11 protein-coding genes, 1 other RNA gene, 1 pseudogene and 1 other annotated feature are annotated in these 15,885 nt (G+C 45.4%); of the genes and pseudogenes, 11 read left to right on the top strand and 2 right to left on the bottom strand.

The annotated features are described in order from the left end of the window. Positions 1-65 precede the first annotated feature (65 nt). The 4 genes and pseudogenes from recJ (at position 66) to dtd (ending at position 5,881) form a co-directional block, all read left to right on the top strand. Entirely contained in the window at positions 66-2,432 is a 2,367-nt protein-coding gene (gene recJ, locus EV146_RS14615; RefSeq protein WP_132007499.1) for a single-stranded-DNA-specific exonuclease RecJ, read from the top strand. After that, positions 2,423-2,935 carry an adenine phosphoribosyltransferase gene (locus tag EV146_RS14620; RefSeq protein WP_132007502.1) on the top strand — a complete coding sequence of 171 codons (513 nt, stop codon included), beginning with the start codon at positions 2,423-2,425 and terminating at the stop codon, positions 2,933-2,935. The genes recJ and EV146_RS14620 overlap by 10 nt, the downstream gene beginning before the upstream one ends. Before the next feature lie 260 nt (positions 2,936-3,195). After that, a pseudogene (locus tag EV146_RS14625) lies at positions 3,196-5,392 on the top strand (RelA/SpoT family protein). Between the two features lie 48 nt (positions 5,393-5,440). Further along, positions 5,441-5,881, top strand: coding sequence for a D-aminoacyl-tRNA deacylase (gene dtd, locus EV146_RS14630; RefSeq protein ID WP_132007505.1), 441 nt, complete (start codon positions 5,441-5,443; stop codon positions 5,879-5,881). 90 nt (positions 5,882-5,971) lie between these two features. On the opposite strand, the gene EV146_RS14635 is transcribed toward dtd, so the two are convergent. Next, positions 5,972-7,732: an N-acetylmuramoyl-L-alanine amidase family protein gene (locus EV146_RS14635; protein ID WP_132007508.1), complete on the bottom strand. Its 1,761-nt coding sequence runs from the start codon at positions 7,730-7,732 to the stop codon at positions 5,972-5,974. Positions 7,733-7,908: 176 nt separating this feature from the next. Here EV146_RS14635 and EV146_RS14640 point away from each other — a divergent pair, with 176 nt between their 5' ends. From EV146_RS14640 to EV146_RS14660, 5 genes are all read left to right on the top strand, one after another. After that, a complete protein-coding gene (locus EV146_RS14640) occupies positions 7,909-8,088 on the top strand; it encodes a hypothetical protein (RefSeq protein WP_132007511.1) in 180 nt (59 codons plus the stop codon). 50 nt (positions 8,089-8,138) lie between these two features. Then, positions 8,139-8,377, top strand: a binding site (T-box leader). Between the two features lie 77 nt (positions 8,378-8,454). Continuing rightward, positions 8,455-9,726: a histidine--tRNA ligase gene (gene hisS, locus EV146_RS14645; protein WP_121611583.1), complete on the top strand. Its 1,272-nt coding sequence runs from the start codon at positions 8,455-8,457 to the stop codon at positions 9,724-9,726. A 12-nt stretch (positions 9,727-9,738) separates the two neighbouring features. Beyond that, a complete protein-coding gene (aspS, locus tag EV146_RS14650; protein ID WP_132007514.1) occupies positions 9,739-11,517 on the top strand; it encodes an aspartate--tRNA ligase in 1,779 nt (592 codons plus the stop codon). Between the two features lie 61 nt (positions 11,518-11,578). Further along, positions 11,579-11,769: non-coding RNA, 6S RNA (gene ssrS, locus EV146_RS14655), on the top strand. A 166-nt stretch (positions 11,770-11,935) separates the two neighbouring features. Then, positions 11,936-12,697, top strand: a complete 762-nt coding sequence (locus EV146_RS14660; RefSeq protein ID WP_121611585.1) for a tRNA threonylcarbamoyladenosine dehydratase — start codon at positions 11,936-11,938, stop codon at positions 12,695-12,697. Between the two features lie 109 nt (positions 12,698-12,806). On the opposite strand, the gene EV146_RS14665 is transcribed toward EV146_RS14660, so the two are convergent. Beyond that, complete coding sequence (locus EV146_RS14665) at positions 12,807-14,081, bottom strand: replication-associated recombination protein A (protein ID WP_132007517.1); 1,275 nt, start codon at positions 14,079-14,081, stop codon at positions 12,807-12,809. Between the two features lie 168 nt (positions 14,082-14,249). Between EV146_RS14665 and cymR the strand changes: the two genes are divergently transcribed. After that, the gene (gene cymR / locus EV146_RS14670; RefSeq protein ID WP_121611617.1) at positions 14,250-14,672 is read left to right on the top strand and encodes a cysteine metabolism transcriptional regulator CymR; all 423 of its coding nucleotides are present in this window, start codon (positions 14,250-14,252) and stop codon (positions 14,670-14,672) included. 37 nt (positions 14,673-14,709) lie between these two features. After that, positions 14,710-15,861: a cysteine desulfurase family protein gene (locus EV146_RS14675; RefSeq protein ID WP_132007520.1), complete on the top strand. Its 1,152-nt coding sequence runs from the start codon at positions 14,710-14,712 to the stop codon at positions 15,859-15,861. Positions 15,862-15,885 lie beyond the last annotated feature (24 nt).

The following is a 15,885-nucleotide window of genomic DNA, read 5'->3' on the forward strand; positions in this document are numbered from 1 at the left end:
AACACTCACGCCGATTGAATAGGTGGCAGGGCTCTTGTATAATAGAAAAGCTGAGAGGTGAACGTATGTTAAAATCCAGAACTAAATGGAACGTTAAACAAACTGACTCAATGAAAGCAAAAGAGTTAGCCGAAGTACTAAATATAGCCCCTTTAACAGCATCCCTGCTCGTGAATCGAGGTATTGAAACTGTCCAGGATGCACGGGATTTTCTATTTAATGACAATATTGAGTTTCATGATCCGTTCTTGTTAAAAGATATGGATAAAGCGGTAGAACGCATCAATAAAGCTGTACAGGAGCAGCAGCCAATCCTGATATTTGGTGATTATGATGCGGATGGAGTCAGTTCCACAACAGTGATGATGAGGGTATTGCTCGATTTAGGAGCCAATGTGGACTACTATATTCCGAACCGTTTCACAGAAGGCTATGGTCCGAATGAAGCTGCCTTTCGAAAAGCCGCAGAAAAAGGGACAGCGCTGATCATTACGGTTGATACTGGGATATCTGCTCTCCATGAGGCCGATGTGGCCAGGGAGCTTGGAATGGACCTGATTATTACAGACCACCATGAACCGGGGCCAGTCCTCCCGAATGCTTACGCAATCGTCCACCCTAAACTTGAAGACAGCAAGTATCCATTCAGGGACCTTGCAGGGGTAGGGGTGGCATTCAAACTGGCACACGCTCTCTATGGGGCTGCACCTGAAGAGTTATTGGAAATTGCAGCAATTGGTACCATTGCGGATTTGGTCTCTCTGACCAATGAGAACCGTTTAATTGCAAAAAAAGGCATAGAACAGCTGAGAAAGACCCAAAACCTAGGGCTCCGAGCCTTGTTTAAGCTGACCAAAACGGAATCAGCGTCCATCAATGAGGAAACAGTCGGGTTTATGATTGGTCCCCGTATTAATGCCGCTGGCCGCCTTGGCAGCGCGGACCCTGCTGTTCGACTTTTGTTATCGGAGGATCCCGGAGAGGCAGCAATGCTGGCTTCGGAAATTGATGGATTGAATAAGGAGCGCCAGGCCCTTGTCGCTTCAATTGCAGAGGAAGCTATCAATGAGGTTGAAACGAACTTCCCTGTGGAGGACAACCATGTCCTCGTCATTGGGAAGGAAGACTGGAACCCAGGTGTAATAGGGATTGTGGCCTCCCGCCTTGTAGAGAAATATTACAGGCCGACAATCGTACTGAGCTTTGACAAAGAGAAGGGCGTTGCAAAAGGATCTGCAAGAAGTATTGCAGGCTTTGATTTATTCAAGAATCTTTCTGCTTCCCGTGACATTCTCCCTCATTTCGGGGGCCATCCCATGGCAGCCGGGATGACCCTGAAGCTGGAGGATGTCGTTGAGCTAAGAAAGCGGCTGAATAAACTTGCTTCAGAGCAATTGACTGAATCGGACCTTACCCCTGTGACACAGGTTGACCTTGAGGCAGACATAAAGGACATTACCCTTGATTTTCTAAAGGAGATGGGGCAGCTTTCGCCTTATGGTGTGGATAACCCTAAACCAAGAGTGATGATTAAAGATGCCAGTATATCCTCGATGAGAAGAATCGGAGGCAATAATGCGCATTTAAAGATTACACTGGGAAATGACGGGGCGTCACTGGATGGGATTGGATTTGGTCTAGGTGACCTTCATGAACATATCTCGCCTATTTCTTCCTTGTCAGTCATTGGGGAGCTGTCGATTAATGAATGGAACAACATCAGGAAGCCTCAAATTTTCCTGCAGGATGTAGCCGTTAATTCCTGGCAGCTCTTTGATATCAGAGGCCTGAGGAGAACAGAAAAGCTTAAGGAAATGGTTCCGGAAGATGGCACAAAGTGGATTTTGTTTGACGAGGGAAAAGAGGAAAGATTTTTGCCTTTTGCCCAAAAAAGCCTTGTGAAGATCCGTTCATTGGAGGAAGCAATCAATACAGAAATCGATTCTACGAATATTGTCCTTCTTGATTTGCCAGCTTCGGGAGGAATGCTCGAAAAGCTTATTTCCGGAAAGAAACCGGCTCGGGTTTATGTGCATTTTCATAAAGAAGACAGTGACTTCTTTAGCACAATGCCGACAAGAGAGCATTTTAAGTGGTTCTATGCTTTTCTGGCGAAAAAAGCGCCGTTTGACCTTAAAAGGCATGGTGAGGAACTGGCAAAATACAGAGGCTGGTCAAAAGAAACCATAGAATTTATGTCACAGGTGTTTTTTGACCTCGATTTTGTTAAAATAAACAATGGAATTATTTCCTTAGAGAAGAGCGTCCCAAAACGGGATTTATCGGAATCTAAAACCTATCAGAAAAAACAAGCTACATTTACTCTTGAAAATGATTTGCTTTATTCATCGTTTGAGCAGTTGAAGAGCTGGTTCGACCAAGTCATTCAAGGGTCGGTGCAAAATGAGGAGGCAATTACAGAATGGATTTAAAACAATACGTTACCATCGTACCCGATTGGCCAAAGCCGGGCATAAAATTTAAGGACATCACAACTTTGATGGATAATGGCGAGGCATATAAATATGCAACAGACCAAATCGTTGAATATGCCCGCGAGAAGGAAATTGACCTTGTAGTGGGACCTGAGGCAAGAGGGTTCATCATTGGATGCCCAGTTGCTTATTCCCTTGGTGTGGGCTTTGCTCCAGTTCGCAAGGAAGGCAAGCTTCCAAGGGAAACGGTTAAGGTGAGCTATGGCCTGGAATATGGGAAAGACGTTTTAACCATTCATAGGGATGCCATCAAACCTGGCCAGAGGGTGCTCATCACGGATGACCTGCTTGCTACGGGCGGCACCATTGAGGCTACCATAAAGCTGGTTGAAGAACTTGGGGGCATTGTTGCCGGAATTGCGTTCCTGATTGAATTATCTTATCTCGAAGGTCGCAGCAAGATTGGAAAATACGATATCCTGACATTGATGGAATATTAAGGTGAATATTAATGGCACTTCCGCGTGAAGTGCCATTTGTATTAGGTGTGAATTAGAGGTTTTTCGACATTTTTTTTATCTTCAGCGGAAAAATATCATCCTTTCTCTTTACATATTGGAATTTTTCTTTGATAATAATAACAATCCTTTTCATTCAGAAATTAGGATATTTAGACTATATGACAGTTTGTTGTATTTCAATGGTTGCTGGAGTGATATGAATGTCCCTCCAGATTTTATAATGATAAAAAGGTGATCCTATGGCGAATGATCAGGTGTTGACCGCCGAGCAAGTCATCCAAATGACAAGAACCTATTTAAATGATGAACATGTAGAATTGGTGAAGAAAGCGTACGATTTCGCCAAAGCTTCCCACCACGACCAGTTTCGGAAATCGGGTGAGCCCTACATTATCCATCCCATCCAGGTTGCGGGAATCTTGGCCGATTTAGAAATGGACCCTGCAACAGTTGCAGCCGGATTTCTTCATGATGTCGTTGAGGATACCGAAGTTACGCTTGAGGATATTAAAGAAGAGTTCAATGTTGAAGTGGCAATGCTTGTAGATGGCGTGACCAAGCTCGGGAAAATTAAATATAAATCTCAGGAAGAACAGCAGGCAGAGAATCACAGGAAAATGTTTGTGGCCATGGCCCAGGATATTCGGGTCATTTTGATCAAACTTGCAGACCGGCTTCATAATATGAGGACCCTGAAGCATCTTCCCCAGGAGAAACAGCGCAGGATCTCAAATGAGACCCTAGAAATCTTCGCTCCGCTGGCACACAGGCTCGGGATATCCAAAATCAAGTGGGAGCTTGAGGATACGGCATTAAGGTATCTTAATCCGCAGCAGTATTACCGTATTGTGAACCTGATGAAGAAGAAGCGGGAAGAGCGGGAGCAATATCTGGAAGAAGTGATTGGTGAAGTCCGGGATCAGCTGAAAGAAGTGACGATTAAAGCTGAAATTTCTGGCAGACCTAAGCACATTTATTCAATTTATCGAAAAATGGCTTTGCAGAATAAGCAATTTAACGAAATTTATGATTTATTGGCTGTAAGAATCGTAGTGAACAGCATTAAAGACTGCTATGCAGTCCTGGGAATCATTCATACATGCTGGAAGCCGATGCCCGGAAGATTCAAGGACTATATTGCAATGCCAAAGCCGAACATGTACCAGTCGCTCCATACCACTGTCATTGGTCCTAAAGGGGACCCGCTGGAAGTACAGATACGAACCTTTGATATGCACAGAATCGCAGAGTTCGGTATTGCGGCGCACTGGGCTTATAAAGAAGGTAAACCGGTTGATGAAGGTCTTTCCTATGAAAAGAAACTCAGCTGGTTCAGGGAAATACTCGAGTTTCAGAATGAGACTGCCAACGCTGAAGAGTTCATGGAATCCCTTAAAATTGATTTGTTTTCTGACATGGTATTCATTTTTACCCCAAAAGGTGATGTCATTGAGCTTCCTTCCGGCTCGGTTCCCATTGATTTTGCCTATCGGATTCACTCAGAGATAGGAAATAAAACAATTGGGGCAAAAGTGAATGGCAAGATGGTTACACTTGATTATAAGCTCAAGACCGGTGACATTATTGAAATCCTTACATCAAAGCATTCCTACGGTCCGAGTCAGGATTGGCTCAAGCTTGCCCAAACCTCTCAGGCCAAAAATAAGATCCGCCAGTTCTTTAAAAAAACAGCGGAAAGATGAGAATGTCGATAAGGGCCGGGAATTGGTAGAAAAAGAAATCAAGGCCATGGACTTTGACCTGAAGGAAATCCTTACTCCGGAAAATGTAAAAAGGGTGTCGGATAAGTTCAATTTTTCCAATGAGGAAGATATGTATGCCGCAGTAGGCTACAACGGAGTCACGGCTCTCCAGGTTGCCAACAGGCTGACCGAAAAATGGCGCAAGAAGCGAGATATGGAGCAGGAAAAGGATCTTTCAAACGCCGTATCAGAGCTGAAATCTCTGCCACCTGTAAAGAAACGGGAATCAGGTGTAAGGGTTTCAGGGATTGATAACCTGCTGATCCGGCTTTCCAGATGCTGCAACCCAATCCCTGGAGATGATATTGTCGGTTTCATTACGAAAGGCCGAGGGGTTTCCGTTCATCGGTCAGATTGCACCAATATTAACAAGGATGATGCTCAGGCTAGGCTTATTCCGGTTGAATGGGAATCAGCCTTAAACGACCGGAAAGAGTACAATGTGGATATTGAAATCAGCGGCTATGACAGGCGTGGCCTTTTAAATGAGGTGCTGCAGGCTGTCAACGAGACAAAAACCAACATTACGGCCGTATCAGGGAAGTCAGACCGCAATAAAGTGGCGACAATCAATATGTCAATCGCCATTACGAATGTCAGTCACCTTCAAAAAGTGGTTGACCGGATTAAACAGATTCCGGACATCTATTCCGTCCGAAGAGTGTTGAATTAATTTAAAGCATTAAAGGGTGCCTGACCCCGGAATAAGGAGTATGTTAATATGCGAGTTGTTGTTCAGCGCAGCAAGGAAGCCAAAGTTACAGTGAATGACAAAGTGACGGGCTCCATTGTAAAAGGCTTTGTGGTTCTTGTAGGGGTCACTCATGAGGATACCATAAAGGATGCTGCTTTTTTAGCTGACAAGGTAGCTAATTTACGTGTTTTTGAGGATGAAGCAGGGAAAATGAACTTCTCTCTTCTGGATGCAGGGGGAGAGGTGCTTTCCGTATCCCAATTTACCTTATACGGAGACTGCCGGAAAGGCAGGAGGCCAAATTTTATGGAAGCAGCCCGGCCGGATCTGGCTGTTGAAATTTATGAAGCGTTCAATTCATGCTTGCGTGAAAAAGGGCTTAAGGTAGAAACGGGAGTTTTTGGAGCCATGATGGACGTCCAGCTTATCAATGATGGCCCGGTAACCCTTATTATTGACAGTAAATAAGGAGCTGGCCTTCCGGGCAGAAACAGTGGTTGAGATAGACAAAAAAGGGAACCCGCAGGGGTTCCCTTTTTTGCATCTTCATGCAAACTATTAATTATTTTTGAAATACCTGGCCAGTCCTTCATATATTCCATTTGCTGCAGCCTCTTGGTACTGGCTGGAGGTTACAACCATTTCTTCATTTAAATTGCTAAGATAACCAAGTTCAAGAAGGACACTTGGGTGGCTATTCTCCCGGAGTACATGGTAATCCCCAAAGCGGACACCCCTGTCGTTCAGCAACGTTCTGCTGATGACTGCTGCATGAAGCTCCTCGGATAAACCTTTATTTTTTTCGTGGTAATAGTAGCTTGTCATTCCGTTAACACTGGTGTCCAAAATGCTGTCATAATGCAATGATATAAAGGCATCCGCATCATGGGAACGAGAGAGTGCTGCTCTTGAAGGAAGAGCTACATATGTATCAGTTGTCCGAGTCATATAAACATCAGTCCCAGACGCTTTTAGTTTATCGTACAAAAGCTTAGCCGTTCTTAAGGTAAGCTGTTTCTCCAGTGTCCCGCTGAAACCGACCGTACCGCTGTCCCTGCCGCCGTGTCCCGGGTCGATTACGACGGTTTTGTTTTTTATATGTGTTCCTGCTCCCGGCTTTTCTATTTGGGCAGCTGTGCCAGTCACGGAGACGATCCATCCGGCTACGTAACCGTATGAGCCGTTATCCAGGCTGACCTGATACCAGTCCCCTTTAAGACCCTGAATTTCAAATCTATCCCCTTTATTGGCTCTCTGGACAACTGGAGAATCTACAGCGGCGTCCTCTCTGATATTGGAGCCGTCACTCAGAATCGTGAGAGTTTGGTTTTTAACATTTGATTGAGAAGGTTCTGCTGAGGCTTCTTTTTTATCAAAAAACCAGCTTGCCGCCCAGCCGGTTTTGCCGGGTATATATTCAATTCTAATCCAGTTGTCTGCCTCTTCGAGAATTTTATACTCCTGCCCCTGGGCAATCTGGCCGACGATTTTGCCGTCGAGAGCTCCACGGTCCCGTACATACAGGGTTGATGCAGTTACAGTAGCCATACTCCTAGATTCGTTAGCTTGTGCTTCCCCTTCAACCGAAGGAGCTTCCTTGGTATCGGTCAAATAATTGCTGCTGACCCAGGCGTTCATTCCGTTGTACCTAATTTCAGTCCAATTTCTTTCTTTCCTTATGACAGACACCTGCTCCTCTCTGGCAATACGTCCAACAACCTCACCATTCAAAGAAGGGCTGTTTCGGACATTGACATGATCGGTAGCAAACGATTTTTTAAGGTCCTCCTCTGGTCCTGACTGCTGAGGCTCATCACTATGTAAGTATTCCGAGGAAACCCACCCTTCAATTTCCGAGGTTCGAATTTTTCTCCAGTCCCCATTCCTTTCCGATATTTCCACGGTCTGGCCATAGCTCAATGACCCGATGGAAGGGAAGCTTGTCCCTGGACCATTGCGAATCTTGAGGCTGTCAGCTGTGACAGTCCCTTTGGAGCTGCCTTCTGTACCCTCGGTTGCCGGCGTCATGGATGTTCCGGTTTCTTCCCTGGATGTAAACCATTCTGCTATCCAACCTTGTCTACCATCGTGAAGCCCGATTAATATCCATTCCCCTTCCTGCCTGACAATTGAGTATTGTTCACCCTTGTCCACCATGGCCAGTATCGGGTAGCTGAGTCCGGGGCCTTCCCGGATATTTACGTTTGCTGCTGAAATGGTCAGCAGCTCGCCTGAAGCTTTGGCGGGTGCTGAAGTCTTTGAGGTGCCTGCCAAAAGAAGAAGGCAGAAAATAATAACAGCAAGCTTATTGATCTGCAATGATTCCCCATCCCCTTGTTAAATTTTTCTTTGTACTTATTTTACCGAAAAGTCTGGCTAAAATCACGGTCCATTTTTGCTTGATTATAAATATCCAAGTATTTTAATCATTTGGTATTTGAAATAATTTTTTGTTTAAAGGGCAAAATAGGGAGACTAACATAACAGTAGGTGATATGATGAGGCATAGTGAGAAAGGAAGATCGGCTTATCTTGGGGAAAACCAAATATTCAGCGTCGATTTCCATGATTTTATCCAAAAAGAGCAAAGTTCAAATATGATTGAACTTGCTTCAGAGTTCGGATTAAGCCTTGGTGATGTGAAAAAACTAAAAAAACACCTTGAACGTTCTTGACAAGCAGTTTTTTCGTCCGTATTATAAGATGAATATAATGTCATATAATAAAATTGCCGTTGATGGAGAACAGTAGTTAAGATCCACATGAAAAGAGAGGAAAGGTCCTGGGCTGAAAGCTTTTCCGCATGATGACTTGATGAATGAACACTCCGTAGGCTCCTTTCTGAAAGTGGCTTTGCAAAAGCTTTATTAGGAAAGGACGTTGCAGGCGTTAACTGTTTAAGTGGAAGGCTTTTCGCCTTCAATTAGGGTGGCACCACGGGAATCAAAAGCTCTCGTCCCTTGTTATGATGACAAGGGATGAGGGCTTTTTTTGTTTTTTACATAAGAAAGTACCAGCTGAAGAGAAGGAGGTTGTCCAGCATGTCAATTAAGATACCACGCGGGACACAGGATATATTGCCGGGTGAAACTGAAAAGTGGCAGTATATTGAAAACAAAGCAAGGGAAATTTGCGGGAGATATCAATACAAGGAAATTCGCACACCAATATTTGAACATACAGAGCTCTTCCTGAGAGGAGTAGGGGATACCACAGATATTGTACAAAAAGAAATGTACTCGTTCACAGACCGCGGCGGAAGGGACATAACTCTGAGGCCGGAGGGCACTGCATCCACAGTCCGCTCATTTGTGGAACACAAGATGTTTGGTCTGCCTAATCAGCCTGTAAAGCTCTACTATATGGGACCAATGTTCAGGTACGAACGTCCCCAGGCAGGCAGGTTCCGTCAATTTGTTCAGTTTGGGGTTGAGGCTCTTGGAAGCAATGATCCAGCAATTGATGCAGAGGTCATATCCCTTGCAATGTCCATTTACAAGGAACTAGGACTGAAAAAGCTAAAACTTGTAATCAACAGCCTTGGTGACAAAGAAAGCCGGAAAGCGCACAGGGATGCTTTAATTTCCCATTTTCATCCGAGAATTGGAGAATTCTGCAGCGACTGTCAAAGCCGTCTTGAGAAAAATCCGATGAGAATCCTGGATTGCAAGGTTGATCGCAATCATGAGCTAATGGGAACTGCGCCTTCAATCATTGATTATTTAAATGATGAGTCAAAAGAATATTTCTCTAAGGTTAAACAATACTTAACAAATATCGGCATCGAGTATGAGGTTGATCCGAATCTTGTCCGGGGCCTCGACTATTACAATCACACAGCATTCGAAATTATGAGCTCTGCTGAAGGATTCGGCGCCATCACCACCCTGTGCGGGGGCGGCCGCTACAACGGGCTTGTGGAAGAAATGGACGGGCCGGAAACCCCTGGAATTGGCTTTGCTTTCAGCATCGAGCGGCTCCTTTCGGCTTTAAAAGCTGAAAATGTCGAGCTTCCGGTCAATGAAGCAATTGACATCTATCTCGTTGCGCTGGGAGAAAGCGCAAAGGACTATACAGTGGGTCTTCTCAATAAGCTCAGAAGTGCCGGGTTCTCGGCCGAAAGAGATTATCTTGACCGTAAAATAAAAGCTCAGTTCAAGGCTGCCGACCGCTATAATGCCAAGTATGTTGCGGTCCTTGGTGACGATGAGCTTGCAGAAAACAAAATCTCGTTAAAATCAATGGCGGACGGCGGGCAGTCAGAAGTGCCTCTGGACACATTTTTAGAAAAATTCATCGAGTTATCAGAATAAGGGGGAAGCAAAATGTTTGGGAGAAGTTATTTTTGCGGTGAAGTGACCGAAAACACGGTTGGGGAGACGGTTACCCTAAAAGGCTGGGTCCAGAAACGCCGGGACCTTGGAGGTTTGATTTTTGTCGATTTAAGGGACCGCACTGGCATTGTCCAGATTGTGTTTAACCCGGATGTGTCCAAAGAGGCTCTAGAGACAGCTGAACGTGTCAGGAACGAATATGTGCTCGATATAAAAGGGAAAGTGGTTGCCAGGGCAGAAGGAACAATCAATGAGAACCTGAAAACTGGGAAGGTGGAAGTTCTCGCTGAGGAGATTTCCATCATAAATGAAGCGAAAACACCGCCATTTACCATTGCAGACAGGACAGATGTATCTGAGGATATCCGCCTAAAGTACCGTTATCTTGATATGCGGCGCCCTGTGATGTTCGAGACGTTCAAGATGCGCCATACGACAACAAAAGCAATTCGCGACTTTTTGGACAGTGAAGGCTTCCTGGATGTTGAAACGCCGATCCTGACTAAAAGCACGCCGGAAGGTGCAAGGGATTATCTTGTTCCCAGCCGTGTTCATCCTGGAGAATTTTATGCACTGCCGCAGTCTCCTCAAATTTTTAAACAGCTGATGATGGTGGGCGGCTTCGAACGGTATTACCAGATTGCCCGCTGCTTCCGTGATGAAGACCTGCGTGCAGACCGCCAGCCCGAATTCACTCAAGTCGATATTGAAACAAGCTTTTTAAGCCAGGAAGACATACTTTCCTTAACCGAGAGTATGATGCAGAAAGTCATGAAGGAAGTAAAAGGGCTTGATGTCGAGCTCCCGTTCAAACGGATGCGCTATGACGAAGCGATGAGCCGTTTTGGTTCCGACAAACCAGATATCCGCTTTGGTCTGGAGCTGGTGGATCTTTCTGAAGCCGTAAAGAATTCCGGATTCAAGGTATTTACTGCAGCCGTAGCTGGTGGCGGTCAAGTCAAGGCTATTAATGTAAAAGGTGCTGCTGCCAATTATTCAAGAAAGGACATCGATGGTTTAACAGAGTTTGTCTCGGTGTATGGCGCGAAAGGACTCGCCTGGCTGAAGGCGGAAGAAGATGGGCTTAAGGGGCCGATCGCGAAATTCCTTTCAGAAGAGGTCCAGCAATCGGTAACGTCACTCTTAAATGCTGAAACAGGAGATTTGCTTCTTTTTGTTGCTGATAAAAAGAGTGTTGTGGCGGATGCATTAGGTGCGTTGAGGCTGAAATTAGGCAAAGATCTTCAATTGATCGACCAGAACACATTCAGCTTCCTCTGGATTACCGATTGGCCATTGCTAGAGTATGCTGAGGATGAAGGACGTTACTATGCAGCTCATCATCCGTTTACGATGCCAGTGCGTGAAGATTTGCATTTGCTTGAAATGGACCCGGGCAGCGTAAGGGCGCAGGCTTATGATCTGGTGTTAAATGGCTATGAGCTTGGCGGAGGATCATTGCGGATATTTGAACGTGATATCCAGGAGAAAATGTTTAAAGTGCTTGGTTTTACTAAAGAAGAGGCTGTCAGTCAGTTTGGCTTCCTCCTTGAGGCGTTTGAGTATGGGACTCCTCCGCACGGCGGAATCGCACTGGGGCTGGACCGTATGGTAATGCTCCTAGCAGGCCGAACAAACCTTAGGGATACGATTGCTTTTCCAAAGACCGCTAGTGCAAGCTGCTTGCTGACTGATGCACCTGGAGAAGTAAGTCAACAGCAGCTGGATGAACTGCATTTGGACCTGAAATTGCCAAAAAGTGGAGAGTAAATACAACTGCTGCTGTGTTGAAATCCCTTTCATCCTGTGATATTATTTTAAATAACTTACAAGAGTCCTGATGTGTTCGTTGTATAACCTGAAGTTTTGACCGAACATTGAGTACTTCGGGAATCCGGAGTTCCCAGGCTGCGCAAACGCCCCTATGGAGTGGGGACTTGCAGGAGTGTGGGACAGGATGCCCACCTGCCGAGAGCGGGTTCAAAACGAAGGCGCCAAAGCGACGGCACAATTGGGACTCTTGGCTGCATTATGAATGTCCGCCCCATGCACAATTTGTGTGGGGCTTTTATTTTGCAGTCCTGTCTGGCATAATAGGTTGTTTTTGAATTAAAGTATGATATATTGATTAGCGGGTATACATAAAGCAAGATGTTAAGTGGAATTTATTTGGTTTGGAGTGAAATTAATGCTTCATCAATTTTCTAGAAATGAACTGGCTATAGGCAAAGAGGGCCTCGAGATTATGAAGAACAGCACAGTGGCAGTACTGGGAATCGGCGGGGTAGGTTCTTTTGCAGCAGAGGCGCTGGCCCGTTCCGGTGTAGGCAGACTGGTCCTTGTCGATAAGGATGATGTTGATATTACAAATGTAAACCGTCAGCTGATCGCATTGCTGTCCACTGTTGGCAGGCCGAAGGTAGAGCTGATGGAGGAACGGATTAGAGATATTAACCCTGACTGCGAAGTCATTGCACTGAAGATGTTTTACACGGAAGAAACATATGAAGATTTTTTTAATTATGGACTTGATTTTGTTGTCGATGCCTCAGATACTATTTCATATAAAATTCATTTGGCTAAAGAGTGCCTTAACCGTGGTATCCCGATTATTTCCAGTATGGGAGCGGCAAACAAACTGGATCCCACCAGATTCAGAATTGCTGATATTGCCAAAACCCACACCGATCCCATTGCCAAGGTGATCCGAACACGCCTCCGGAAGGAAGGAATCCGTAAAGGTCTGCCTGTTGTTTTTTCCGATGAAAGCCCAATTGTCAGTCTCGAAGAAGTCAACAAAGTGGTCGGAAAAGAGGATGCCAAGATCAGGAAGGCTAAAATGCCTCCTTCTTCCAATGCTTTCGTTCCGTCTGCGTGCGGCCTGATCATGGCCAGCTATGTTGTCAGGCAGCTGCTCAAGGATGTTAAAATCCACCGGGTTAACGACTAAAACCTTAAAAAAATAGAAAAACCGAATGCAGGACACTGGTGGTCCCGCATTCGGTTTTTTTGCTGTGAAAACAGTCTGTTAAATTAATTAAATATATAGCCTTGGGAGATTAATTTTTCTTACCCATTATTTTTTCATAAACAATCGCAAGCGCCTGTTCAAATTTCCCTGTCTTTTTAGGTTTAAAATAAACTTTTGATTTCAATTTATCAGGCAGATACTGCTGACGGACCCAGCCACCTTCGTAGTCATGCGGATAAAGATACCCGATTCCCCGTCCAAGCTCCTTTGCTCCTTTGTAATGGGCGTCACGAAGGTGGTCGGGAACTTCTCCGCTTAATCCGTTTCGTATGTCACTGAGGGCAGAATCGACAGCAAGAATAGCCGAGTTTGACTTAGGCGACAGACATAGCTCAATGACCGCATTCGCCAGGGGGATTCGTGCTTCCGGGAATCCGAGGCGCTCCGCTGTCTCTATGGCAGCCAATGTTCTCGCCCCTGCCTGAGGGTTTGCGAGACCGATATCCTCATACGCAATGACAATCAGCCTTCTGCTGATGCTGACAAGATCACCCGCTTCTATCAATCTGCCGAGGTAATGCAAGGCGGCATTGACGTCGCTCCCTCTTATGGACTTTTGAAACCCGGACAATACGTCATAGTGGGCATCGCCATCCTTGTCGTGGGTAAGATTTTTCTTCTGCATGCATTCTTCTGCCGTTTTCAAATCAATATGGATTGTCCCGGAACCATTTGGCTCCGTAGACAGCACGGCAAGTTCCAGGGCATTCAGGGAGCTCCGGACATCACCATTGGAGGCGGAAGCAAAATGGTCCAGTGCTTCTTTTGACAGTACAACATCATTTTTTCCAAAGCCTCGGTCTAAATCGTTTATTGCCCGCTCTAAAGCAAGTTTTATATCCGCCGGTTGCAGTGGTTTTAACTCGAATATTTGGCATCGGCTTCTGATAGCTGGGTTTATCGCATGAAAGGGATTGCTTGTAGTAGCGCCGATTAAAGTAATCATCCCATTCTCCAGATAAGGAAGAAGGAAGTCCTGTTTGGCTTTATCCAGCCGATGGACTTCATCCAGAAGAAGAATGACTTTTCCGGACATTTTTGCCTCGGCAGCAACAATTTCCATATCCTTTTTATTATTGGTGACCGCATTCAGTGTGCGGAAAGCGAACTGGGTGCTCCCGGCGATGGCAGATGCGATCGAGGTCTTGCCTATGCCGGGCGGCCCGTATAATATCATGGAACTTAGCTGCCGCGCTTTCACCATCCGGTTAATAATTTTCCCTTCACCAACGAGGTGATCTTGTCCGATTACCTCATCAATGGTCCTCGGCCTCATTCGGAAAGCGAGTGGTTTAACAGTCATCAATCCTCACTCCATTAAAATGAATCATATGATATTACTCTACCATATCGTCTGAAGTGGGCAAATGTATATGACCGCCAAGTTATGATATAATGGCTAAAGCCAATCTAAATACTAAGGATTTTTTATAGATAAGTTGGAAAAGTAATAGGACAGGGGTGCTGTTAGATGAAAATATCCACAAAGGGCCGTTATGGACTCACAATTATGATTGAGCTTGCCAAAAAGCATGGAGAAGGTCCAATCTCGCTCAAATCCATTGCCCAGGCCAATGAACTATCTGAGCATTATCTTGAGCAGCTGGTGGCGCCGCTTCGAAATGCCGGGCTTGTAAAAAGCATCAGGGGGGCGTATGGAGGCTATGTGCTTGCAAATGAACCTTCTAAAATTACAGCAGGTGACATCATTCGTGTCCTGGAAGGACCGATTACTCTTGTAGAAGGAATCGAGGATGAAGAACCGGCCAAACGTGAGCTTTGGATCAGGATCAGGGATGCCATTAAAACGGTATTGGACAATACAACAGTGGAGGATCTGGCCAATCATTCAGGTGACGTAAATGAATCTGATGCTTATATGTTCTATATTTAATCGTTACTTATCAGTTTATTAAAAGAAGGTGTCCATTATGGAAAGAATCTATTTAGATCATGCAGCGACTACGCCTCTTCACCCAGTGGTCATCAAGGAAATGATGGCGGTAATGGAGAGCCAGTATGGAAACCCGTCAAGCATTCATTCCTTTGGGCGCGAGGCAAGGCAGATCCTGGATGAGACCAGGCAGGAACTGGCTGACAGCATTGGTGCAAAGCCTAATAATATCATTCTTACCAGCGGCGGGACCGAGGCAGATAATTTTGCGGTCATCGGATATGCAGAAACGAACAGAAAGAAAGGAAAGCATATCATTACAACACAGGTCGAACACCACGCGGTTCTTCATAGCTGCCAGGAGCTTGAAAAGCGAGGGTTTGATGTTACCTACTTGCCAGTTGACGGAGAAGGACTAGTAAAGCCTGAGGCCATACAGGATGCATTGAGGGAAGATACCATCCTTGTATCTGTAATGTTTGGGAATAATGAGGTAGGAACGATCCAGCCGATAGCGGAAATTGGCCAGTTCCTTTCCAGTCATCAGGCTGCCTTCCATACAGATGCCGTACAGGCCTATGGCATTCTCAGGCTGAATGTGGATGAACTAAAAGTTGATTTGCTTTCCGTTTCTGCCCATAAAATCAACGGGCCAAAAGGGCTTGGGTTCCTTTACATCAGGGATGGAATTGCTCTGTCGCCAAGATCTTTTGGAGGCGACCAGGAGAGGAAACGCCGGGCGGGAACGGAGAATGTCCCTGCAATTGCCGGCTTCCGTGAGGCTGCCAGGATTGCAAGCGAAGGTCTCGAAGAAAAGCAGGGGATCTACCAAAATTTCAAAATAATTCTTATCGAAAGTTTGAAAAAAAATGAAATTTCCTTTGAAGTGAACGGTTCACTTGCTAAAGGACTGCCTCATGTCTTAAACTTAAGCTTTCCGGGCACCAATGTCGAAGCAATGCTGGTCAATCTTGACCTTGCAGGGATTGCTGTGTCCAGCGGGTCTGCCTGCACTGCCGGTTCAATTGATCCTTCGCACGTCCTTGTCGCCATGTTTGGCAAGGATTCGGAACGCCTTAAAAATTCGATTCGCTTCAGTTTCGGGTTGAATAATACAGCTGAACAGATCGAAAAGGCAGCTGCAGAAACAGCCAGGATCATTAAAAGGCTGACAAGGCGCCAGGTTTAACCGGAATAAACAATACAAGCGAGG

The sequence above is a fragment of the Mesobacillus foraminis genome, from assembly GCF_004340465.1.
GTDB lineage: Bacteria > Bacillota > Bacilli > Bacillales > Cytobacillaceae > Mesobacillus_B > Mesobacillus_B foraminis.